We start from the raw sequence: 23,811 nt of genomic DNA, 5'->3' as shown, positions 1-23,811 counted from the left end.
TTAAGTCATTCTTTTAATAGTTGAATAGTAGGTAATTATTTATTAAAACTTAGGTTGAACTATCAATTATTTAATGTTTAAAACTGAAAAAAAAGCAATACTTTTAGTCCCAAATTATGGATTAATGCTTTTAAGAGTAATTTTTTTACAGCATATTGCGAAAAATGAATTGAAAGTACTTTTTTGGAACTCAATTAAAATTTTAAATTTCTGTAATTAATACCTTATATAATTATTGGGTATATTATTTATGGGATCAAAATTTTTAGTGAAACAAATAAAATTAGCTAATTATATAATTAATGAAAGCAAGTATTTACGAAGGGAATAAAACATTCTCAATAATAGAAAAAGAAATTGAAGCTCCAAAGGCGGGTGAAGTTCGTATCAAAGTAGCTTACAGTGGAGTTTGTGGTACTGATGTGCATATTTATCATGGTATGATGGATAAGCGTGTAAGCGCTCCATTAACTATCGGACATGAAATGTCGGGTACAATTGATGCTATTGGCGAAGGTGTTACTGGATATGCTGAAGGAGAAAAAGTGGTTGTTAGGCCATTAGATGACCGTGGTGCAAAAGCTTCCGATAAAGGATTTAATCACGTATGCGAGGATCTTAAATTTATTGGTATTGACAGCCCAGGATCTATGCAACAATATTGGAATGTTCCTGCTTTTACATTACATAAATTAAAAGAAGAAACGGATTTAAAACTTGCAGCACTAATCGAGCCACTTTCAGTAGCAGCGCATGATGTACGTTTAAGTGAATTGACTAAAGGTGAAACTGCCGTAGTTTTAGGCGGTGGACCAATTGGTTTACTTGTTGCTATGGTAGCCAAAGATGCTGGAGCCAACGTTATTATTTCTGAGGTAAATGAAAACCGTATTACTAAAGCTAAGGAATTAGGTTTTGATGCGGTTAATCCAATTAATGTTGATTTGGTTTCTTACGTAAGAGAAAAAACTGAAGGGCGTTTAGCTGATGTTGTTTTTGAAGTAGCAGGAGTACAACCAGCTTTGGATATTATGACTGAAGTTGCAGGAATTAGAGGACGTATCCTTATGGTAGCTATTCATGGAGAAAAGAAACCTGTAGATTTATTCAAATTCTTCTGGAAAGAGTTAAAATTAATTGGCGCTCGCGTTTACGAAAAAGAAGATTACGAAAAAGCTATTTCTTTAATCACAGCGAATGAATTGCCATTTGAAGAGATGATTACTGATGTGCAACCTTTATCAAACATTCAAAAAGTATTTGAAGACATCGATAATAATCCCGATGGTATGAAAGTTCTTATGGATTGTCAATCTTAAAAAAATAAAAAGTATCAACCGTAATTAGTTGGTACTTTTTTATAATATATATTACGTTGGCAGCTGATAGTGCTTCTAGCGTAAGCGAAAAAAAACAAACTAAATAAGCAAATTTACGGCAATTGATGTTTTCAACAACAGTTGTGGTAACTATTAAACTAAATTGTAATGAGTATATTAAATAGTTTTAGTTTACAGGGAAAAGTAGCTATCGTTACTGGATGTAAACGAGGAATAGGAAAAGGAATGGCGGTTGCTTTGGCTGAAGCTGGTGCTGATATTATTGGAGTTTCAGCTTCATTGGAGTTGGAAGGGAGTGCTATTGAAAAAGAAGTAACAGCTTTAGGAAGAAAATTTACAGCCTATCAGTGTGACTTTTCAGATAGAAAAGCATTATACGCTTTTATTAAAGCTGTTAAAGCGGATCATCCACAAATAGATATTTTGGTAAATAATGCAGGTACTATTTTACGTACGCCTGCTGCTGAGCACCCTGATGAAATGTGGGATAAGGTAATTGAAGTAAACCAAAATGCGCAGTTTATTTTAACGCGAGAAATTGGTAAGGACATGATTGAGCGTGGTTCAGGTAAAATTGTTTTCACAGCGTCATTATTAACTTACCAAGGTGGAATTACAGTTCCGGGATACGCAGCAAGTAAAGGTGCTATCGGACAAATGATTATGGCATTTGCTAATGAGTGGGCAGGTAAAGGTGTAAATGTGAATGGAATTGCTCCAGGATACATCGCTACAGATAACACGGAGGCTTTACGTAACAACCCAGAGCGTGCTGACTCTATTTTGGCACGTATTCCGGCAGGTCGTTGGGGAGAGCCAGCCGACTTTGCAGGACCAGTAGTGTTCTTAAGTTCAAAAGCGTCAGATTACATGCACGGATCTATCACACTAGTTGATGGTGGATGGATGGGTAGGTAATCCCAAATTAACTTTTTATAAAACGTATTAATTTTTATAGCATGTCAGCAAAAAAATATCAATTATTTATAGGTGGTGAATGGGTAGATGCTACTACAGGAAAAACTGCCGAAATTACAAGTCCAATTGACGAGAGTGTTGTTGGAACTGTAGCAATGGGTGTCGAAGAAGACGCAAACATAGCTTTGGAAGCAGCGGAAAAAGCACAAAAAGAATGGAAAAAAGTTCCAGCAAGAAAACGTGCCGAATTAATGCGAAAGTTTGCTGCTGAAATAAGAGCGAACAAAGCATATTTGGCTGAATTATTAACTAGAGAGCAGGGTAAGATTATTACACTTGCTGAAATTGAAGTAGAAGTTACTGCAACTTTCATCGAATATGCTTGCGATTGGGCGCGTCATATTGAAGGTGATATTTTACCTTCGGATAATGAAAACGAGCATATTTACATTCATAAAATTCCTAGAGGTGTAGTTGTAGCAATTACAGCATGGAATTTCCCGCTTGCTTTGGCAGGAAGAAAATTAGGACCTGCATTAGTAGCTGGTAACGCCGTGGTAGTTAAGCCAACTCAAGAAACACCATTAGCTACGTTGGAATTAGGTTTCCTTGCTGAAAAAGTAGGTTTACCAAAAGGATTGCTAAATGTGGTAACAGGATCGGGTAGAGTTTTAGGAAATGCACTAGTTGAAAATCCAATTACCAAAATGGTAACTATGACGGGTAGTACACCAGCTGGACAATCAATTTTTAAGGCAGCTGCTAAAAATTTAACGCATGTACAGTTAGAGCTAGGAGGAAAAGCACCAAGTATTGTATTTGCTGATGCAGATATTGATGTTGCTGTGGATGCAACATTTAATTCTCGCTTTGACAACTGTGGACAAGTATGTACTTGTAATGAGCGTATGTATGTACACGAAGATATCTATGATGCTTTCATGGAAAAATTCATGGAAAAAGTTAAAAGTTACAAAGTAGGTAATCCATTGAATAGAGATACACAAATGGGACCAAAAGTAAATGCCAATGAGTTGAAAAACATGGAGCATTTAGTAAAAGTAAGCTTGGAAGAAGGTGCTACATTAGCTCACGGAGGAAAAAGACCTGAAGGTGCCGAGTTTGAAAAAGGATATTGGTTTGAACCAACAGTACTTACTGATGTTACTCAGGAAATGACAATTGTTCATGAGGAATCTTTTGGACCTATTTTACCAGTGATCAAGTTTACTGATTTTGATCAAGTGATGGGGTATGCAAATGATTGCGAATACGGTTTAGCTGCTATGGTATTTACTAAGGATATGGCTACCATTTTACGTTGTAATGATGAGCTTGAATGTGGTGAAATTTATGTAAATAGAGGTCATGGAGAGCAGCACCAAGGTTTCCACAATGGATACAAATTAAGTGGATCAGGTGGTGAAGATGGTAAATATGGTTTTGAACAATACTTAGAAAAGAAAACATTCTACATGAAGTATTAATCAATTCAATTTGTTTTAAAAGTAATTTGAAACCTGCAAGTACCTACTTGCAGGTTTTGTTGTTATATCAGTTCATATACATTATAAAAAAGAACGATGTTTAGTTGCATTTTATATCATATTTGCTATAATTTAGTAGATAAACAATATATTGGTTAGCCCGTATAATAATTAAATATTTAGTCATTATATTTTTTAGATTGCTGACTCAATTATATGTTATTCTTTTCTAATTAAAACCTATAAAAAGTATACTATGTCAATTAAGCATTACAAATTATTTATCAATGGAGCGTGGGTTAAGGCTGTTGCCGAAGAAACATTGGAAATTATAAGTCCTATCGATGAAAGTACTGTAGGTGTTATAGAAATGGGAGCGGAGGCTGATGCAGAAATTGCATTAAAAGCAGCTGAAGCAGCTCAAAAGGAGTGGAAAAAAGTTCCTGCAAGGTCGCGTGCAGAATTAATGCGAAAGTTTGCCGCAGAAATAAGAGCAAACAAAGCTTATTTGGCTGAATTATTAACTAAAGAACAGGGTAAATTAATTACTGTTGCGGAAGGAGAAGTTGAAGTTTGCGCTTCATTTATTGAATATGCCTGCGATTGGGCACGTCATATTGAAGGTGATATTTTACCTTCGGATAACGAAAACGAACAAATTTACATCCATAAAATTCCGCGTGGGGTTGTGGTAGCTATTACGGCATGGAACTTTCCGCTTGCATTGGCGGGCAGAAAATTAGGCCCAGCCTTGGTAGCAGGGAATGCTATAGTGATTAAACCAACGGAAGAAACACCACTAACTACGTTGGAATTAGGTTTTATTGCTGAAAAAGTGGGGATTCCCAAAGGCTTATTAAATATAGTAACAGGAACAGGTAGAGTTTTAGGAAATGCTTTGGTTAAAAGTCCTATAACTAAAATGGTAACCATGACGGGGAGTACTCCTGCGGGGCAGGCAATTTTTAAAGCTGCTGCAGAAAATTTAACTCATGTTCAGTTAGAATTAGGAGGCAAAGCACCTAGTATCGTATTTGCTGATGCAGATATTGATAATGCTGTTGAAGCTACATTTAATTCGCGTTTTGATAATTGTGGACAGGTTTGTACGTGTAATGAACGCATGTATGTGCATGAATCTATTTATGATGTTTTCATGGAAAAATTCATGGAAAAAGTAAAAAGTTTCAAGGTAGGAAATCCTTTAGATCGAAGTTCACAAATGGGACCTAAAGTGAACGCCAATGAGTTAAAAAACATGAACGAACTGGTAAAAATAAGTTTGGAAGAAGGGGCTACGTTAGCTCACGGGGGAAAAAGACCTGAAGGTGCTGAGTTTGAAAAAGGATACTGGTTTGAGCCTACTGTTTTCACTAATGTAACTCAGGATATGACCGTGGTGCACAGGGAGGCTTTTGGTCCAATATTACCAGTACTAAAGTTTACAGATTTTGATCAAGTTATGAATTACGCTAACGATTCCGAATATGGTTTAACTGCCATGATATTTACAAAAGATATAGGGACTATTATGCGATGCCACGATGAGCTGGAATGTGGTGAAATATATGTAAATAGAGGGCATGGAGAACAACATCAAGGTTTTCATAATGGCTACAAACTAAGTGGATCCGGTGGCGAGGACGGAAAATATGGTTTTGAGCAGTATCTAGAAAAGAAAACCTTCTACGTAAAGTATTAAAAAATATATGTTTAAAGTGGTAGGGATTATTAGTTGTTAATTGATAATCAGCACTTAATTTTTAAAACCTGTAAAAAAAATTACAGGTTTTTTTGTGGGGAATTGGCACTAATAATTTATAAAAAACTCGTTTTATTATGGTCCGTTGTAAGGATTAGTTTTATTATTTTTACAATCGTTAAAGAAGATTATAATTAAATATATGAGTACAAAAATTTCAAATGTAAAAGCACGTCTTTTTGAAGTACCACTTCCTGAAGTGCTTTCAGATGCAAAACACGGAGATCATTACCATTTTGAGTTGGTCACTGTTACAGTAACTTTAGAAGATGGATCGGAAGGAACTGGGTATACTTACACAGGCGGTAAAGGTGGTCGCGCTATAAAAGCGATGGTCGATTACGATTTTGCGGATGCATTAAAAGGACAGGACGGTGCTGATATTGATAGTATTTATGATTTTTTAGAGTGGCATATTCATTATGTTGGTAGAGGCGGTATTGCATCATTTGCAATCTCTGCAGTGGATATTGCTTTGTGGGATATTCATTGCAAAAAGTTAGGTCAGCCTTTATGGAAAGTTGCAGGGGGACACGGAAATACTTGTAAAGCATATTGTGGAGGTATTGATTTGATGTTTCCACTAGAAAAGCTTTTAGGGAATATGAAATCTTATATGGATCGTGGTTTTAATGCAGTTAAAATAAAAATTGGTCGCGAAAATTTGGATGAAGATATTGAGCGTATCAAAGCAGTACGAGAGTTTATTGGTCCTGATGTAACTTTTATGGTGGATGCAAATTACTCTATGTCCGTTGACAAAGCGATTGAAGCCATTGAACGATTTAAAGAATGTGATATTACTTGGTTTGAAGAACCAATTATACCGGATAATTATAAAGGTTATGCTGAAATTGTTGAAAAAACAGGCTTTCCATTAGCAATGGGTGAAAATTTACATACGATTCATGAATTTGAATACGCTTTTGAACAATCCAAATTGTCGTTCATTCAGCCTGATGCATCCAATTGCGGTGGGGTAACAGGTTGGTTAAAAGCAGCTAAATTAGCCGATAAAAATAATATACCAGTATGTTCACACGGAATGCAGGAGTTGCACGTAAGTTTAGTTTCTTCGCAACCTAATTCAGGATGGTTGGAAGTGCACAGTTTTCCAATTGATGAATATACTAAACGACCACTTGTTGTTGAAAACTATAGAGCAGTAGCTCCTGATACTCCTGGTGTTGGAGTTGAATTTGATTGGGATAAACTTGTTGAATTCGAAAAATAATATTCATAAAAATAATAAGCATCAATTTAACAGCTTAGTATTTAGCTACCCCCTTTTTTTTAATTAAATATCAAATGAAGTTGATTTTTTTTACAAAGGGGGTAGCTTTAGGTTTTGAAGATACCCGTATCAACATGGTTAAAGTAGTTTTTGAATTTAATGTAAGTGAACAGATGTTTCTGTAACAAGCTTACTAAATTTGAGATACTCCTTGTGGTGTTTTCAAGATTGTTATGTTTACTCCTCATTTATGCTTTTAGCACTAAAAGTTTGATTGTATAGTAATTATATGTTTAATAAATATTTTATTGTACCCATTTTATTATTTGTATGTTCCGTTGGATTTTGTCAATCCGATTATGGGGCAATTGATCAACGCTCTAAAACTGTTCCAGATTCAATTACTGATTACAAATTAATCACTAAATATTTAACTGATGGATTGACAGGTGAAAGAGAAAAAGTTAGAGCAATTTATATATGGATAGCACACAATATTAAATATGACTTAGCACAGTTAAATTCGGAAAAACGGTATAATTCGAATCAAGAAATTATAAATGAAGCAATGGCAACCAAAAAAGGTGTTTGTCAGCATTATTCCGAGCTATTTTGTGCAATGGGCGCATCTATTGGATTAAAAACATATTTAATTAAGGGGTATACCCGTGATGCATTGGGTGAAATAGCTGATTTAAGTCACGCTTAGAATGGAGTAAAAATTGATTCTGAGTATTATTTGTTAGATATAACCTGGGCTTCGGGATACTTACAAGGAGAAGAATATATCAATGAATTTCGAGATATCTATTTCTTAAAAACACCAACTGAATTTATTGCAGATCATATGCCTTTTGATCCACTGATGCAATTTTTAAACCAACCGATAAATAATACTGATTTTATAGCTCATAATTTTTCCGAGTCAGCATCAAATGGCAGTTTTTTATTTGATAGTTTATTAAAACAACATGAAGCCTTGGATGAGTTAAAGCAATTGGAAAATTTGAATGATCGCATTATTAAAAATGGAATTGTACATAAATTAATTCAAGATCAAGTTGATGAAAATAATTATCAAATAACTGTAAGAAAATATAATTTGGCAGTTAAAATTTTAAATAATGGTATTACTACTTATAACTCCTATGTAAGTTCTAAAAATAAAAGATTTAGAAACCCTAAGCTTAACGATTCTCAAATAAAAAAATTAATGAGCGATATTGATTCTAAAATTTTAACTGCCAATAGTGCTTTTAATAAATTAATTTCAGCCAATAGGGAATTGAATAATAAAATTATCGAAGCCAGAAAAAGAATGCCCGAATTACTTTCAGGGGTGAGTAGAGAAAAACTATTTGTAAGTCGTTATTTAAATAAATGGAAACCTTTCCGAATATTTATGTTTTAAAAATGAAAAAACCACTCGCTGCGAATACAAAGAATGGTTTTTTTAGATTGTAAAAAGAAATTTATATTAAAGTACTTTAACGTTAATAGCGTTTAACCCTTTTCTACCTTCTTTTAATTCAAATTCAACTTCGTCTCCTTCTCTAACTTCGTCGATAAGACCCGAAATGTGAACAAAATAATCTTGTTTTGTGTCATCGTCAATAACAAATCCAAAACCTTTAGATTCGTTAAAAAACTTAATAGTACCTTTTTTTCATTTAGAATAATAATAATTGTTTGAAACAAAAATAACTTTTATTTGTTACTAGCTACTATGTTTTCAAACATTTAAAGTATTTTTTGGAAATTTTTAAAAAAAAGTGGTCAAACTTTACGTTTCGTTAAAATTTGATTAACTGAAACTTAAAATTGAATTTATAATAATATGTATTTCGCTATAAATGCAAATTTCATGTAAAAAAAAAGGTCAATTTAACCATGTGAAATGAGGCCTAACAGTATTGGATAATTAATTACCATTATTTTAAAAGTATTTAAACCCAATCAATTTTTGATTTTTTGCGGGTTTTAAGGTATGTATTGCATTGACTGAAATGTTTATTTCCAAACCATAAACCTCTATTAGCACTCAAAGGTGAAGGATGTCCACTTTGTAATATTAAATGCTTTTCAGAGGCTACTTTAGCACCTTTTTTTTTGGCATAACCACCCCAAAGCATAAATACAACACCTTCTTTTTTTGTTGAAATGATATTTATAATGGCATCCGTAAATTGTTCCCACCCTTTTTTTTGATGCGATCCCGCTTTGTGTACTTGTACAGTGAGTGTAGCATTTAACAAAAGTACTCCCTGTTTAGCCCATTGTATCAAATTACCATGGCTAGGAGTTTGTACTCCTAAGTCCTCCTGAATTTCCTTATAAATGTTTTGTAACGATGCAGGAATTGGCATTCCTGAATTTACTGAAAAACACAAGCCATTGGCTAAATGAGGTTTATGGTAGGGATCTTGTCCAATGATTACCACTTTTATATCATCAAAACTACAATTATTTAGTGCAGCAAAAATACGCTCTTTTGGAGGAAAACACTGGTGCTTTTTATACTGTTCTTCAACAAAAGCCGAAAGATCTTTAAAATAAGGTTGTTCCATTTCATTTTTTAAAATAGAAGTCCATTCGGGATTGAGTGGTGCTAGCATAGTGCAATGAATTCAATAAAAAGTTTGTATTGCAAAATTAAATAATTAATTTCTGCAAAAGCGAGTAAATTACAATAGTTAATAATCACATAGATATTCTTAATAACTTTTAATGTAAGGTTTCTGTGAAACTTGCTACTTTTACATAACAAAAAAGGAGTACAATGTCAGATAATATAGAAAGAGTAAAATGTTTGATTATAGGATCGGGTCCTGCAGGTTATACAGCTGCAATTTATGCATCTAGGGCAGACTTAAATCCGGTTTTATATACAGGAATGGAACCTGGCGGACAGTTAACAACCACTACGGAGGTAGATAATTTTCCGGGATATCCTGATGGTATTGATGGTCCTACCATGATGGTACAATTACAAAAACAAGCTGAACGCTTTGGAACTGATGTGCGTATTGGATTAGTAGCTTCGGTAGAATTGTCTGATACTCCCGGAGGAATACATAAGGCAACTGTTGATGGTTCAAAAGTGATAGAGGCTGAAACAGTTATTATTTCCACCGGAGCAACCGCAAAATATCTAGGTCTTGAAAGTGAGCAAAAGCTACGTGGAGGTGGAGTGTCGGCTTGTGCAGTATGTGATGGGTTCTTTTATAAAGGACAGGATGTTGCCATTGTAGGAGCAGGAGATACTGCCGCTGAGGAAGCGACTTACTTGGCAAATATTTGTAAAAACGTTACCATGTTAGTTCGTAAGGATCATATGAGAGCTTCAAAAGCGATGCAGCATCGCGTAAATAACACCAAAAACATTACGGTGCTTTACAATACCGAAGTGGATGAAGTTTTAGGAGATCAAGTAGTAGAAGGCTTACGAATGAAAAATAACCAAACTGGTGAAACTTCTGAAATTGAAATAACTGGATTATTTGTAGCTATAGGTCATAAACCAAATACAGATATTTTTAAAGGACAGTTGGATATGGATGATACAGGATACTTGCATACAAAAGCAGGGACCACATTTACAAATCGTCCAGGAGTTTTTGCAGCAGGAGATGTGCAAGATAAAGATTATCGACAGGCAATTACTGCTGCTGGTACAGGATGTATGGCAGCAATGGATGCGGAACGTTATTTAGCGGAAATTGGTAGTGTTGAAGAAGTACAAACTGCTCAATACTAGTTGAAAGCATATAAATTAATTTTTATTTAAATAAAAGCTGCCTCATTTGGGTAGCTTTTGTTTTTTCAATTCAATTCTTAGTCTTAAGCCTATCCAATAAGTAAAAAGAGCTACTTTCCCATTAAAAATAAAAATGTATATTGAAGATTATATCACTTAGTTGAAAAAAATTCGTTATTTACCAACAACCAACAACGCATGAATTCAAATAAAAAATAGCTTTGAATGCTGATGTTGGTGAAGGAATGGATACTGACAAAGCTTTAATGCCGTATTTAAAATATGCAAATATTGCTTGTGGGGGTCATGCTGGGAATGCCAAAACTATAAAACAAACAATTTTATTAGCAAAGCAGCATCGGGTGCTGGTAGGTGCGCATCCTTCATATCCAGACAAGGAAAATTTTGGTCGAAAATCACTTTCAATGTCATTAGTGGATTTGGAGATTAGTTTGTTGGAGCAAGTTCACTGCTTTCAGAAAATAGCAAATACGTTAGGGAATCACATGCACCATATAAAATTGCACGGGGCATTATATAATGACATATTCAAGAAACAACAAACTTCGCAATGGTTTTTAGACTTTATCAATACAAATTTCAAAAAATGTCAAGTTTTTGTTCCCAGTATGGCAAAAAAGTTTGTTCCTTTAAATCAAAGGAATGTTTTTTACGAGGCGTTTGCCGATCGGAATTATATGGATGATTTAAGCTTAGTGCCACGTATTAAAAATAATGCCATATTGAACACTCCGGATAAGGTTTGTGCACATGTTAAGCAAATGTATACAACAAATACAGTTACTTCCGTAACAGGTAAAAAAGTGGCTATAAAAGCAGATACTTTCTGTTTGCATGGGGATCATTCCAATGTATTGGCTATAGCCGAAAGTATTTCTAATTTGATGTATTGCTCATGAACTTTAAATTGAAAATACCAGATATATGGAACAAGTGCTATTCTAATTTCGTGGGAAGCTTGTATCGATAAAGCTATATTAAAAGATATTTGTTTGGTAAAAGCTTTGATTTTAGAAGCATTATCAGAACAAATTCAGGATTGCGCCAATGGCTATAATTCTCTATTGGTGATTTACAAAAAAACGGTTTCAGAAAATGACTTAAAGTTAGTTGAGGCGTTTTGTGCTTCGCGAAAGCGAAATACAAAAATTACTCACGGTAACATTTGGGAAGTTCCAGTGTGCTATCACGATTCTTTTGGGATAGATTTACAAACATTAGCAACAGTAAAAAAAATGGAAGTTGAAACACTTGTTCAATTGCATTCCAGTGTTACATACACCGTTTTTTGTAAAGGTTTTTTGCCAGGATTTATGTATTTAGGAGGTTTGGACAAACGCTTATTTATAGATCGTAAAGCAGTTCCACTTTTAAAAGTACCCCAAAATTCAGTAGCTATTGGCGGAAAGCAAACAGGTGTATATCCCACGGAAAGTCCTGGTGGCTGGCATATAATTGGCAGGACACCAGCTATTTTATTTGATGTTTCAAAAAAAATAGCTTCAAAAATAAGTATGGGCGACACTATGAAATTTAAACCAATCACACTGACTGATTATATTAAAATGGATAGGGTAAATGATAAAACAAAATTAATAACTCAAATTGGTTAAGTCATTGGCAGAAATAGTGGTAAAAGAATCTGGACTTTCAACTTCCATTCAGGATTTGGGTAGGTTTGGTTACTTGTCAGAAGGGATACCTATAAGTGGATGTATGGATCGCCTTGCGGCAGAAAGAGCCAATCTGTTGGTAGGAAATTCTAATGATGCAGCATTAATTGAATGGACAGTGCTTCCACCAAAATTAATTTTTTCAGCACCCACTTATATTGCATGTTCAGGAAATACAATAAATGTAATTGTGAATAATTTTGAATTTGGATGCGATACTTCTATCTATATTTCATCGGGCGCAGAGGTGTCTTTAAGGCCAGCTCAAAATGAAATTTATGGCTATATTTCGGTAAGGGGAGGCGTGCAAACTCCTAAAGTTTTAGGTAGCCGTTCTTGGTTTTCAGGTATTACGGATCAATTTATGGTTAAAAAAGGAATCACACTTCCTTATCATGCTATTACCAATAAAATTCAGTTGAATAGCGCTATAAAATTTAAATTACGTTCGGTGAGTTCGTTTATAAAAGTATACAAAGGGCCAGAATTTAATCTGTTATCAATTGAACAACAAAAATCCATAACGGCATTGGCATTTAGTACAAGTCAACTAAGGGATCGGATGGGAGTACAATTAGTTAATGATTTTGATCCGCATACACATTCTATATTATCTTCGCCATTACTGCCAGGAACAGTTCAATGGACACCTTCAGGAAAATTAATCGTATTAATGCGAAATGCACAAACCATTGGAGGTTATCCAAGAATTTTACAATTGGCTGTTGAAGCTATTTCTGCCATAGCGCAACTGCCTCAAGGTGCATTATTTCATTTTAAATGGGTAGTTTAATTGCCGAAACAGTATTGTTTATGAATGATCGAGAACTAAAAAACGAGTTATGTACTTTATAAAATTAAAATTACTATAAACTAGATAAAAAGTTTTTTACCGAAGTCCAATAAGCTTCATTCCCACTTTTAGTACTCCACAATGCTTTTGAGCCATGAAATCCTTTAGTATGAGGGGTAAAATTTACCTTATGTTTGCTGGGTATGGCGTTGTAAATTGGCTGTAACTTTTTTGCTTCTGTTTTTGAAGATGTTAAAAAAGCAGGACAGGTTATTTTAGATGCGTATTCAGCAATAGTTTTATCTTCAATTTTAAAATACTCGCCAGGGGAAAAAGCCAGTACTCCTGCTAATTCATTTGATTTTTTACTAGCAAGGTATAATGAAAGCGATGCAGAATAAGAGCTTCCCCAAATAATTATTTTAGAAGCTTTTAGGTCATTTTTTATATAATTGTAAGCAGCAATAATATCAGGTAGTGCATTGATGTATTTGGTGGGTTTATTTTCTTTTTTTGCCGCTTTATGAGTTTCGTTTGTAATGTTATTTGACGCCAAACCTGAACGTTGATCAATAGCAAGACAATTGTAACCAAGCTCGTTAAGTTGAGTTGCAATTTCACGATAGGAACCTCTGCTAAAAAGTGCTTGATGGCATAATAAAATAAATGGCGCCGATGGTTTTGATGTCATATATAAATCAGCAGTTACAGGAATAGTATCTTCTGAAGGAAATTGAATTGTTTTTCCCGTAAATGGAATATCTTGAGCCGGACAGTTGATGATTCCTATCAAACATAGCAAGCTGATAAACATTGATTTCATAATAAATAAATTAGCAGTTCAATTTAAAAGTCGAAAATTAAAATTTGCCTTACAAAACTGTTTAATTTACTATAGCTTGAACAAAGATTAGCAACTAAAAAATTTCATTTGATATAAATTCAAAATATAGTCAAAGATTAGTTGATTAAATTTGAATTATAAAACTAACAAGCCATTTTCTTTAAGTTTTGTTACAGCTTTTGAAAACCAAAATAATTCAAAATTATCAAAATGAGTTTCGTAGTCCGTTTTTAGTTCGGTAAAAGAAAACTGTCTGTCATTATACGGTGTCAGTTTTGCTAATGTAGAAGCTAACCAATTACCTTGCGGTAATGCTACTGAAATTTGAAAAGCCTCAGTCCGGTCGTGAAATGTCATTTGTAATGATTTTTTAATAGTTCCCTTTTTAGATTTTGTTTTAGTTACGGTAGTTGGAGTATTTCCTAACCATATAATTTTTGCAGTAGGTTTGACAGTAAAATTTACGGAATTGTTCAAACAACTTTCAATGAAATAAGGATCTATAGTTGTTTCAGGGATGGCAAAATCGAACCAATCCTGCAAATGCATGTCAAAAGCAATACCATGCATGTAATTGAATAGAGACTTTTTTAAGCCAAAGCTAAATTTGGAATGGTCAATACCCGTGTGATCCGTAAAACTAACGTCGTTATTTGCAAAAGTGATGTCGTTATAATGTGGAGTAATATGATATTTGTTAGGATTAATTCCGACTGGACTGTGTGCAGTTAAGGCAAACTGATGCCAAAATCCTGATTGTAAAATACCTAATTCAAATAATTGTCGAACCATTTCCAAACTATCCACAGTTTCTTGCACGGTTTGCGTAGGATAGCCATACATTTAATAAGCATGTACCATGATATTGGCTTCGGTAAAATTACGAGTCACCTGAGCTACTTGCGCTACGGTTACCCCTTTATCAATTAACTTTAATAATCGATCCGATGCTACTTCCAATCCACCAGAAACCGCAATACAGCCTGAGGCTTTTAGAAGCAAACATAAATCTTTGGTGAAATTTTTTTCAAATCGAATATTTGTCCACCAGGTTACTACCAATTTCCGTTTTATAATCTCTAAAGCTACAGCTTTCATAAGGGCAGGAGGGGCGGCTTCATCAACAAAATGAAAGCCGTTTTCACCTGTTTGTTCAATAAGCGTTTCCATCCGATCAACAAGAAGTTTTGCGGCAACAGGCTCATAAATTTTAATGTAATCCAATGAAATGTCACAAAAAGTACACTTACCCCAATAACAACCATGCGCCATAGTAAGTTTGTTCCAACGACCATCGCTCCAAAGACTGTGCATTGGATTGGCAATTTCAATGACAGAAATGTATTTTTTGAGCAGTAAGTCCGAGTAGTCAGGCGTACCAACGTCTGCCTGTTTGTAATCGGAGCGCTTTGAAGTATTGTGGTAAACCACCTGACCATTTTGCAGTAAAAAGGTTCGTTTGAGTTCAGGAATAGTGCCTGTTTTTTTTTCAGAACAAATAAAATTATAAAGTAATTCAATAGGGAGTTCACCGTCATCTAGCGTGATGTAATCAAAAAAATCAAAAACTCTGGTGTCGGATACACTACGTAATTCCGTATTGGGAAAACCGCCTCCCATTGAAATTACAATTTGGGGGTAATTTTGCTTTATAAATTGGGCACACCGGAAAGCACTGTACAAATTTCCAGGAAAGGGAACAGAAATACACACCCATTTAGGAGTGGTTTCCTGTAAGCGATGATCTAGAATTTTTAATGTAATTCGATCAATATATGTTAAATCTTTATGTAAATTATCATACAATTCATCAAAAGAATTTGCACTTTGACCAAGGCGTTCTGCGTAGCGACTAAAACCAAAATTAGGATCAATACACTCAATGATAAAATCCGACAAATCCTCTAAATAAAGCGTAGCTAAATGTTTGGCTTTATCTAGCATTCCCATACTACCAAAAGCCCAATCCATATCATCTAATTGGTCAAAACGAGCATCTTCAGGTAAAAAATTGTCAGTACAAATTTGCCGGGCAAATGTTGGATTGTTTCCCTGTAAAAAACGAATAACTCCATCAATAGTTTGTAAGTAATCCTCTTTTAAGGCGTAAATTCTATTACAATTATCAGAGTGTATAGTATTATTGTCATTAGCATACTTAAAAAATTTTTTTAAAGCTATCCTTTGAAAATAACTCAAGAATCACTTCGATGCCCAAATCCATTTGAAACGCACTAATTTTTTTTGTGTTTAAAAAACCTTTAATGTAAGCCGTAGCAGGATAGGGTGTATTTAGTTGGGTAAATGGTGGTGTTATTAGGAGAATGTCTTTCAAACAAGATAATTTAATGGTGCAAAGATAAATTAAAATGTAAAGTTTTATACGAATTTAAAAATATACAGTGAGCTTATTAAAATCCACAATTTTTTAACAAAAATAAAGAAAGAATTGAATACTTTTTCACAAATAGGAATAAGCTCTAACATAACTAACTATAAAATTTTAAAAGATAAATTTCCTTCAAAAAATAAGTATTTACGGTAAATGGGTTCGGTAGATTATCATAATTTATTTCCAACTAGGGAAGCCTTAAAGGATCAAAACGTAAAAGTTGTATTAACTAGTTTTAGAACGATTTTTGGAAATCGCTAAATTCATTTATTTTGAAAATAAATATGAAAACTACTACTTATCCTTTTTAGCTAGTTGATCATTTTCCCAAATACCGCTTGCTTTTAGCTTTCCTTTTTTATTGTAAAAATTACCTTCACCACTACGTTTATCATCTTTCCAATGCCCTACGTAACGATCACCATTGCTCCAATAATAGGTGCCAATACCTTCGCGTTTATCATTAACAAATGTGCCTTCATAATGTTCACCATCATCCCAATAAAAATTTCCATGACCATGGCGTAAATTATCTTTCCAATTCCCTTCATACCTACTTCCAGACTCCAATAAGGCAATTCCAAAACCATTTGCTTTTTTGTTTTTTACTTTACCTATGTAATGTAATTTTATGTCTTTAGTAGTTTTAAATGTTAGGTATTCAGTGCTTGATTGCGCATTCAATTGATTTTTTAATTGTTCTATTTTATTTAACGAATTTTGCAAAGCTTCTTTTAAACCAACAGCATCTTCAGTTTCAATATTTGTTACTATCTCATTATTGGCTACAGGTGTTTTTTTAGCTAAAATTTGTTTGTTAGCTTTTTTTAGTTGCACTAGGTCAGTGATTAATTTACTTCGCCATAAAACTTTAGGGTTGTTTTTTAAAGATGATGTAGTATCCAATTCTTTTGAAAATTGTAATACTTTTTGATAGTCACCTAAAATAATCAGTGAATCCAATTTTTCAATGTCATTGTGATCTTCATCTTCAATAACTTTAGTTTCTATTTTGGTAACGTTCAAAAATTTATGCTGCAACTGCTTTAATTTATATCCATAATAAAAAGTAGAGACAGTTGAAATAGTAGTAAGCAAAATTAAAACTACAAATAAGGTTCTTTTTCTAATTGCCATACAAATAATATTAATCCCTGAAATGTACTTCAGGTAGTTTGTTTTTAGTGTTTCTAAAGTCAGGAGAAAAATACAAATGAGTTCTAAAAGTCCATCCCTGTTTCCACAAACCACCATTATTCAGTTCCTGCCCTTGATTGTACATTATTCCTGCTGCAACAGTTAATTTTGGAGAAAATATGTAACCAAAACTTGTATGTAAACGCAAGTCTTCCAATGGACTGTCAATTACTTTTTTTCCGCTTTGCAAAATTAATTCGGCCTCTGGAGCCACATAAAAGGCGCCAGATTGTATTTTGGGTTTATTTACAGGAATTTTTAAACGAAACATATAGCGCCATCGGTTCCTAAATATGTATTCACTATTTTCTTTGAAACTTTTGGACCAGCGATGTTCTATTCGAAAACGGTGATAGCTTATTGCAATTCCTACGGGCATTGCAAATTGATATTGATGCCATATACGGTATTCCGGAATTGTTGTCTTTGTTTTACTTTGATCTTTTGTGTCAAAATTTAGCCTTAACACACCTCCTAAAGCAAAATTTATTTTTTTTGTATAAATATATCCTAAGGCATGCCTGTTGTAAACTTGAGCAATTTGACCTACAAAAGGAGTGCTTTCATCTTCTTGAAAACGAAAATGAGTTTGCGCAACCCAAAACAACTTTTTTGAAATCCGAATATTTCCATAGGTGTTAATCCAATACTTTGTAACGGGATCCTGAAAAACAGACTCCTTAGGTAAGGTAACCTCACTATTCTGAGCATTAATTTTTAATGAACAAACAACAAAAAGTAACAGTATAAATGTAGTTTTAGAATAACTTATGCGTGAAAAAGTCAAGCTATTGTAAATTGTTTTATTCTTAAATTTTATATACATTTTGATTAAAATACATTTTGAAAATAAAGAACTAAAAATTTGTAAAAAAAGTGTAGCTGATAGTGATTATTTGCTTTATGGAAAGATAATTTATGTAAAACTGTTTTTTTGTTAATGATTATAGTAATTACATAAAATAAACCTTCATTTTTTGATGGTTTATTAAATAATCTCAATTTTGCTTTAAAAATTAATCTCTTTTGTAGTAAGCAATAATTGATGCTTTTTCAATAGTATTAGCAAATAAATTAAAACCTACCACCGCGGGATTGGTATCTGCTTCTAGTCCAAGCGAAGCTACTTTTAATGCATGAATGGTAATAACATATTGGTGAAAACCGTGTCCTTCAGGTGGGCAAGGTCCTCCATAGCCAGCCTTGCCATAATCGGTAATACTTTGGATGCTTCCTTTAGGGGCTAATTTAGCTGAAGGGTTTCCTGCATTCGAAGCCAATTCAGAAACTGACGCGTCAATATCAAAAATTAGCCAGTGCCACCAACCGCTTCCAGTTGGAGCTGAAGGATCGTGAATTGTAATTGCGAAACTTTTTGTTCCTTCAGGAACGTTGCTCCAATGCAATTGGGGAGATATATTTTTCCCCGTACATCCAAAACCATCAAAAACTTGTTTTGTAGTCATTTGACCACCAATATCATTACTTTTTAAAGTAAACGTTTGTGCATTTGTCATTGTAATAAAAATAGAAAGAAATATAATTACTAGGGTAATTTTTTTCATAATGTATGTTGTAAAAAAGAGTAATTAAATATAGTAATTCTTATCAAAGCCACAATACATAAGTATAGTAATATGATTTTTTTGTAACACAAATAACAGGAAGTAGTTTTTTAAAGAAAATTAAAACATATTAAAACATATTAAAACACTACTATTTTTTTTTAGGATTTTTTTACATGTCATTTTTATTTGCACAGCGGATGGAATTAAATGGTAAAATTAGTGCCGACTCTATAGCGGTACATATTTATAATATTTCACAAAATAAAGGCACCATCAATAATAATAAAGGTGAATTTAAAATTAGGTTAAATTTGAATGACACATTATTTTTTTCATCAATTCAACATGTGGATTATAAATTAATAATAACTCAAAAAGAAATTGAAAATCCATATGTTGAAATTGAATTGGAAACTAAAGTAGAGGCTTTAAATGAAGTTTTTATTAGTAGTTCAGGTTTATCAGGTGACTTAAATAATGATTTATTAAAAATTCCAACGGATCCATATATTGATGGTAGTATTTTTGGAGGAACCCCTGTAAAGCCAGTAACAAGAACAGAAGCAAGACTGAGAAATCAAAGTATAGGCGCTGTGACTAAAATTGTCAATACGCTCAACGGAAAAATTAAACGAGCTAAACGTGATGTTGCTTTGGAAAATAAGGATATTTTAATACGAAAAGTGACTTCAAGATTTTCAAAAGAATTTTTTAACAAAGCATTACAAATTTCGGAAGGTTACATTCAGGATTTTATGAATTACTGTGGTTGCGATAAACGATTTGAAAGTTTAACAACTCCCGAGACTACTTTGAATCTTGTAGAATTTCTCAAGGAAAAATCAATGGAATATAAAAAGTTAAAGCAAACTAAATAGATTTTTACCAAAAGGCTAGCAAGTGATTAGATCAAAATCAGTTTTTCGTGTTGTGTTAATTGCTATTTTTACTGCTTTAAATACAATTTAATTATTTTTACTAAAAAGGTGAAAAAAGTAATATTTTTTTATTTAAAAAGTCTTTTATGGCAAATTTATTCAAAATTGTTGCTATTTATTTAAAATAACGAGGATATAAGTATCTTTGCAGCCAATAGTGTGAACGCTATATTTTATAATATATCATGACTCAAAAAATTAACAATTGTGATTGTATGTCTGATGTTTTTATTTAGCTAATTATCAGATAGTTAATGCTATTTTGATAATTGTGAATATTGTAGCTTTGGGTATAAAATTAACTTAGTTGATTTTAGTAGGCTTATTTTTACATATAGAATAGATTTGAAAACAAACAATTTGTTTTTTTAATTAAAAATTACAGAATTAACAAAGTAAACGAATGGAGATTAATAAGTTTAGTAAACGTGTAACTCAAGATGATACGCAACCCGCAGCACAAGCTATGTTGTATGCTGTTGGGTTAAAAGATGAAGACTTTAATAAGCCATTAGTGGGTATTGCAAGTACTGGATATGAAGGAAATCCTTGTAATATGCATTTAAATGACTTGGCAAAAAAGGTCAAGGAAGGAGTCAATACACAAGAAACTTTCGGATTAATTTTTAATACCATTGGGGTAAGTGACGGTATTTCAATGGGTACTCCAGGAATGCGTTATTCGTTACCATCGCGTGATGTTATTGCGGATTCCATGGAAACAGTGGTGCAAGGATTGTCTTATGATGGTGTTGTTACCGTGGTAGGGTGTGATAAAAATATGCCTGGTGCTTTAATGGCTATGATTCGTTTGAATCGTCCATCCATTTTAGTTTATGGAGGAACTATTGCTTCTGGTTGTCATGAAGACAAAAAATTAGATATTGTTTCTGCTTTTGAAGCTTGGGGTGAAAAAGTAGCAGGGACCATGGAAGAGGGAGAATACCGTCAGGTAATCCGTAAAGCCATTCCTGGAGCAGGAGCTTGTGGAGGCATGTATACTGCAAATACCATGGCTTCTGCAATTGAAATTTTAGGGATGTCAATGCCTTATAATTCTTCAAACCCAGCAATAAGCGATGCCAAGCAGGCGGAATGTTTTACGGCAGGTGAGCAAATGCGTTATCTGTTGGAAAATGATATCAAGCCATCCGATATAGTAACACGTAAGTCTTTGGAAAACGCAGTGCGCTTAATTACAATTTTAGGAGGGTCAACCAATGCAGTATTGCACTTTTTAGCTATAGCACGCGCGGCTGATATCGATTTTACTTTAGATGATTTTCAAAAAATAAGTGACACCACTCCATTTATTGCAGATTTAAAACCTTCAGGGAAGTACGCTATGGAGGATTTGCATGCCGTAGGGGGTATTCCAGCTGTTTGTAAATACCTTTTAAAAGAAGGATTGTTACACGGTGATTGTATGACGGTTACAGGAAAAACGTTAGCAGAAAATTTACTTGATGTACCTGATTTAACCGAAGGACAAGAAGTAATCATGCCTTTAGATAAACCCATAAAAGCAACAGGACATTTACGTATGTTGTACGGAAATTTAGCTAAAGAAGGTTCTGTAGCAAAAATAACAGGTAAGGAAGGATTGCGTTTTTCAGGAACTGCAAAAGTATTTGATAGTGAATATGATGCAAATGATGGTATACGCGATGGAAAAGTGCAAAAAGGTGATGTCGTGGTTATTCGTTACGAAGGGCCTCAGGGAGGACCAGGAATGCCTGAAATGTTAAAGCCAACTGCAGCCATTATGGGTGCTGGTTTAGGTAAGGAAGTTGCACTAATTACTGATGGACGTTTTTCAGGAGGAACGCACGGTTTTGTTGTAGGGCACATTACGCCTGAAGCTCAAGTGGGTGGAGTTATTGGTTTGGTACAAAATGGTGATAATATTACCATTGATGCTGAAACAAATACGATCAATGTTGACGTTTCAGACGAAGAATTAGCATCAAGAAGAAAAGTATGGGTAGCACCAGATTTAAAAGTAAAAAAGGGAGTGTTGTATAAATATGCGCGCTCGGTTTCTTCCGCTTCTAAAGGTTGTGTAACTGATGAATTTTAAAATAAATTCATAATTAATAGTTTTAATTGTGAGTCATACCATACATATTAATTACACATATTATAAATAAGAAAAAGTTTATAGCTTAAAGCTAGAAAATATGAGTACAAATACAGAACGTATAACAGGAGCAGAGGCAGTAATTCGATGCTTGTTGGAAGAGGGAGTAGACCTAATCTACGGATACCCTGGGGGAGCAATTATGCCTGTTTATGATGAGCTTTACAAGTATCAAGATAAACTAACACATATATTAACACGTCATGAGCAAGGTGCAACACATTCAGCTCAAGGATATGCACGAACGAGTGGTAAGGTTGGGGTAGCAATAGCCACTTCAGGACCTGGAGCTACAAATTTAGTAACAGGTATTGCCGATGCTCAAATAGATTCCACCCCAATGGTGTGCATTACTGGTCAGGTAGGTTCACATTTATTAGGTTCGGATGCCTTTCAGGAAACTGATATTATTGGGATTTCCACGCCAGTGACAAAATGGAATATTCAGGTTACAAAAGCTGAAGATATTCCGTCCGTAATGGCTAAAGCGTTTTACATTGCGCGTTCTGGTCGACCAGGACCAGTATTAGTTGATATCACTAAGGATGCACAATTTGCCGAATTTGATTATAGTTATGAGAAATGTAAAGGAGTACGCAGTTATAAAGCCATTCCTAAAACAGATCCACAAACTATTAAAGATGCAGCAACAATTATTAATGAAGCCCAAAAGCCGATGATCGTTTGGGGGCAAGGAGTTATTTTAGGTGAAGCAGAAGCTGAATTTAAAGCATTAGTTGAAAAATCAGGAATACCAGCAGCTTGGACTATTTTAGGCGTTTCAGCCTTACCAACAGCTCATGAACTTAACGTAGGTATGGTTGGTATGCATGGAAATTATGGGCCAAACAAATTGACTAATGAATGCGATGTGCTAATTGCTATTGGTATGCGTTTTGATGATCGAGTAACTGGTGATTTATCTACTTACGCTAAGCAAGCTAAAGTGATTCATTTTGAAATTGACCCAGCTGAGGTAAATAAAAATGTAGATGCTGATGTTGCAGTAATGGGAAGTGTTAAAACTACCTTAGCTGATATTTTGCCTTTATTGGATGAAAAGAAGCACGAAGCTTGGGTATCGGAATTCAAAGCATTTGATAAAATTGAACACGAAAAAGTGATTCAGGAGGAACTCCATCCGACAAAAGAGGGTATGAGTATGGGCGAAGTGATTCGTAACATAAACGAGGTGACAAAAGGGGATGCTGTTATTGTTACCGATGTAGGACAACATCAAATGATGGCAATTCGTTACGCTGAATTTGTAAAGTCAAAAAGTAATGTAACTTCAGGTGGTTTAGGAACTATGGGTTTTGCGTTACCAGCAGCTATTGGAGCAAAAATGGGAGCCCCAGATCGTCAGGTGATTGCAGTAATTGGCGATGGTGGATATCAAATGACCATTCAGGAGTTGGGCACAATTTTTCAAAATAATACAGGAGTTAAAATCGTAATTTTAAATAATGAATTTTTAGGAATGGTACGCCAATGGCAAGAACTTTTCTTTGAAAATCGTTATGCTTCAACGAAAATGACAAATCCTGATTTTGTAAAAATTGCTGAAGGCTATCACATACCAGCGCAACGTGTTACTAAACGAGCAAATCTTTCAGATGCTGTTAAAACAATGTTGGAAACGGACGGTCCTTACTTTTTAGAAGTTTGTGTTGAAAAAGAAAATAATGTTTTCCCTATGATACCAACCGGAGCTTCAGTATCAGATATTCGATTAAGTTAGTCTTAA

The 23,811-nt window shown here is 34.0% G+C and carries 20 protein-coding genes and 1 pseudogene; 14 read left to right on the top strand and 7 right to left on the bottom strand.

Features of this window, described 5'->3' with window-relative positions; genetic code table 11:
* Positions 1-302: 302 nt before the first annotated feature.
* From GMC_RS0108360 to GMC_RS0108325, 7 genes are all read left to right on the top strand, one after another.
* Positions 303-1,319 carry a zinc-dependent alcohol dehydrogenase gene (locus GMC_RS0108360; RefSeq protein WP_010521700.1) on the top strand — a complete coding sequence of 339 codons (1,017 nt, stop codon included), beginning with the start codon at positions 303-305 and terminating at the stop codon, positions 1,317-1,319.
* Positions 1,320-1,493: 174 nt separating this feature from the next.
* On the top strand, positions 1,494-2,258 hold the full coding sequence (locus GMC_RS0108355) for an SDR family NAD(P)-dependent oxidoreductase (RefSeq protein WP_193361487.1): 765 nt from the start codon (positions 1,494-1,496) through the stop codon (positions 2,256-2,258).
* Between the two features lie 41 nt (positions 2,259-2,299).
* Positions 2,300-3,745, top strand: a complete 1,446-nt coding sequence (gene aldA, locus GMC_RS0108350; RefSeq protein WP_010521698.1) for an aldehyde dehydrogenase — start codon at positions 2,300-2,302, stop codon at positions 3,743-3,745.
* A gap of 256 nt (positions 3,746-4,001) precedes the next feature.
* Entirely contained in the window at positions 4,002-5,447 is a 1,446-nt protein-coding gene (gene aldA / locus GMC_RS0108345; RefSeq protein ID WP_010521697.1) for an aldehyde dehydrogenase, read from the top strand.
* Between the two features lie 202 nt (positions 5,448-5,649).
* Positions 5,650-6,741, top strand: coding sequence for a mandelate racemase/muconate lactonizing enzyme family protein (locus GMC_RS0108340; RefSeq protein ID WP_010521696.1), 1,092 nt, complete (start codon positions 5,650-5,652; stop codon positions 6,739-6,741).
* A gap of 289 nt (positions 6,742-7,030) precedes the next feature.
* Positions 7,031-7,450, top strand: coding sequence for a transglutaminase-like domain-containing protein (locus tag GMC_RS0108330; protein ID WP_029489675.1), 420 nt, complete (start codon positions 7,031-7,033; stop codon positions 7,448-7,450).
* Positions 7,451-7,480: 30 nt separating this feature from the next.
* On the top strand, positions 7,481-8,152 hold the full coding sequence (locus GMC_RS0108325) for a hypothetical protein (protein WP_029489674.1): 672 nt from the start codon (positions 7,481-7,483) through the stop codon (positions 8,150-8,152).
* Positions 8,153-8,218: 66 nt separating this feature from the next.
* Here the strand turns inward: GMC_RS0108325 and GMC_RS21230 are convergent, their stop codons facing one another.
* The gene (locus tag GMC_RS21230) at positions 8,219-8,395 is read right to left on the bottom strand and encodes a cold-shock protein (RefSeq protein ID WP_094766273.1); all 177 of its coding nucleotides are present in this window, start codon (positions 8,393-8,395) and stop codon (positions 8,219-8,221) included.
* A 292-nt stretch (positions 8,396-8,687) separates the two neighbouring features.
* The gene (ung, locus tag GMC_RS0108320; RefSeq protein WP_010521695.1) at positions 8,688-9,356 is read right to left on the bottom strand and encodes a uracil-DNA glycosylase; all 669 of its coding nucleotides are present in this window, start codon (positions 9,354-9,356) and stop codon (positions 8,688-8,690) included.
* 164 nt (positions 9,357-9,520) lie between these two features.
* On the opposite strand from ung, the gene trxB reads away from it, so the two are divergent.
* The 4 genes from trxB (at position 9,521) to GMC_RS0108300 (ending at position 12,985) form a co-directional block, all read left to right on the top strand.
* A complete protein-coding gene (gene trxB, locus GMC_RS0108315) occupies positions 9,521-10,498 on the top strand; it encodes a thioredoxin-disulfide reductase (RefSeq protein WP_010521694.1) in 978 nt (325 codons plus the stop codon).
* A 221-nt stretch (positions 10,499-10,719) separates the two neighbouring features.
* Positions 10,720-11,418 (top strand): LamB/YcsF family protein, encoded by a 699-nt coding sequence (locus tag GMC_RS0108310; RefSeq protein WP_010521693.1) that lies wholly within the window; start codon positions 10,720-10,722, stop codon positions 11,416-11,418.
* Between the two features lie 21 nt (positions 11,419-11,439).
* Positions 11,440-12,132 (top strand): 5-oxoprolinase subunit PxpB, encoded by a 693-nt coding sequence (gene pxpB, locus GMC_RS0108305; RefSeq protein ID WP_029489673.1) that lies wholly within the window; start codon positions 11,440-11,442, stop codon positions 12,130-12,132.
* 4 nt (positions 12,133-12,136) lie between these two features.
* Positions 12,137-12,985, top strand: coding sequence for a 5-oxoprolinase subunit C family protein (locus tag GMC_RS0108300; RefSeq protein WP_238527952.1), 849 nt, complete (start codon positions 12,137-12,139; stop codon positions 12,983-12,985).
* A gap of 73 nt (positions 12,986-13,058) precedes the next feature.
* Here GMC_RS0108300 and GMC_RS19500 read toward each other — a convergent pair whose 3' ends face one another.
* From GMC_RS19500 to GMC_RS0108270, 5 genes and pseudogenes are all read right to left on the bottom strand, one after another.
* Positions 13,059-13,808, bottom strand: coding sequence for an alpha/beta fold hydrolase (locus GMC_RS19500; protein ID WP_050813297.1), 750 nt, complete (start codon positions 13,806-13,808; stop codon positions 13,059-13,061).
* Between the two features lie 156 nt (positions 13,809-13,964).
* A pseudogene (locus GMC_RS19495) lies at positions 13,965-16,164 on the bottom strand (B12-binding domain-containing radical SAM protein).
* A 351-nt stretch (positions 16,165-16,515) separates the two neighbouring features.
* Positions 16,516-17,358, bottom strand: coding sequence for an MORN repeat-containing protein (locus tag GMC_RS20640; RefSeq protein ID WP_010521689.1), 843 nt, complete (start codon positions 17,356-17,358; stop codon positions 16,516-16,518).
* Positions 17,359-17,368: 10 nt separating this feature from the next.
* Positions 17,369-18,244, bottom strand: coding sequence for a DUF2490 domain-containing protein (locus tag GMC_RS0108275; RefSeq protein WP_010521688.1), 876 nt, complete (start codon positions 18,242-18,244; stop codon positions 17,369-17,371).
* A gap of 190 nt (positions 18,245-18,434) precedes the next feature.
* Positions 18,435-18,983: a YbhB/YbcL family Raf kinase inhibitor-like protein gene (locus GMC_RS0108270; protein ID WP_010521687.1), complete on the bottom strand. Its 549-nt coding sequence runs from the start codon at positions 18,981-18,983 to the stop codon at positions 18,435-18,437.
* 176 nt (positions 18,984-19,159) lie between these two features.
* Between GMC_RS0108270 and GMC_RS0108265 the strand changes: the two genes are divergently transcribed.
* The 3 genes from GMC_RS0108265 (at position 19,160) to ilvB (ending at position 23,805) form a co-directional block, all read left to right on the top strand.
* On the top strand, positions 19,160-19,864 hold the full coding sequence (locus GMC_RS0108265; protein ID WP_029489672.1) for a BamP family beta-assembly machinery protein: 705 nt from the start codon (positions 19,160-19,162) through the stop codon (positions 19,862-19,864).
* Positions 19,865-20,327: 463 nt separating this feature from the next.
* Complete coding sequence (gene ilvD, locus GMC_RS0108260) at positions 20,328-22,004, top strand: dihydroxy-acid dehydratase (protein ID WP_010521685.1); 1,677 nt, start codon at positions 20,328-20,330, stop codon at positions 22,002-22,004.
* A 100-nt stretch (positions 22,005-22,104) separates the two neighbouring features.
* Positions 22,105-23,805, top strand: coding sequence for a biosynthetic-type acetolactate synthase large subunit (gene ilvB, locus GMC_RS0108255; RefSeq protein WP_010521684.1), 1,701 nt, complete (start codon positions 22,105-22,107; stop codon positions 23,803-23,805).
* Positions 23,806-23,811: the final 6 nt, after the last annotated feature.

The organism is Aquimarina agarivorans (genome assembly GCF_000218485.1).
GTDB classification, from domain to species: Bacteria; Bacteroidota; Bacteroidia; order Flavobacteriales; family Flavobacteriaceae; genus Aquimarina; species Aquimarina agarivorans.
Note: the sequence above shows the minus strand (reverse complement) of the source record. Positions and strands in the feature narration are given on the sequence as shown.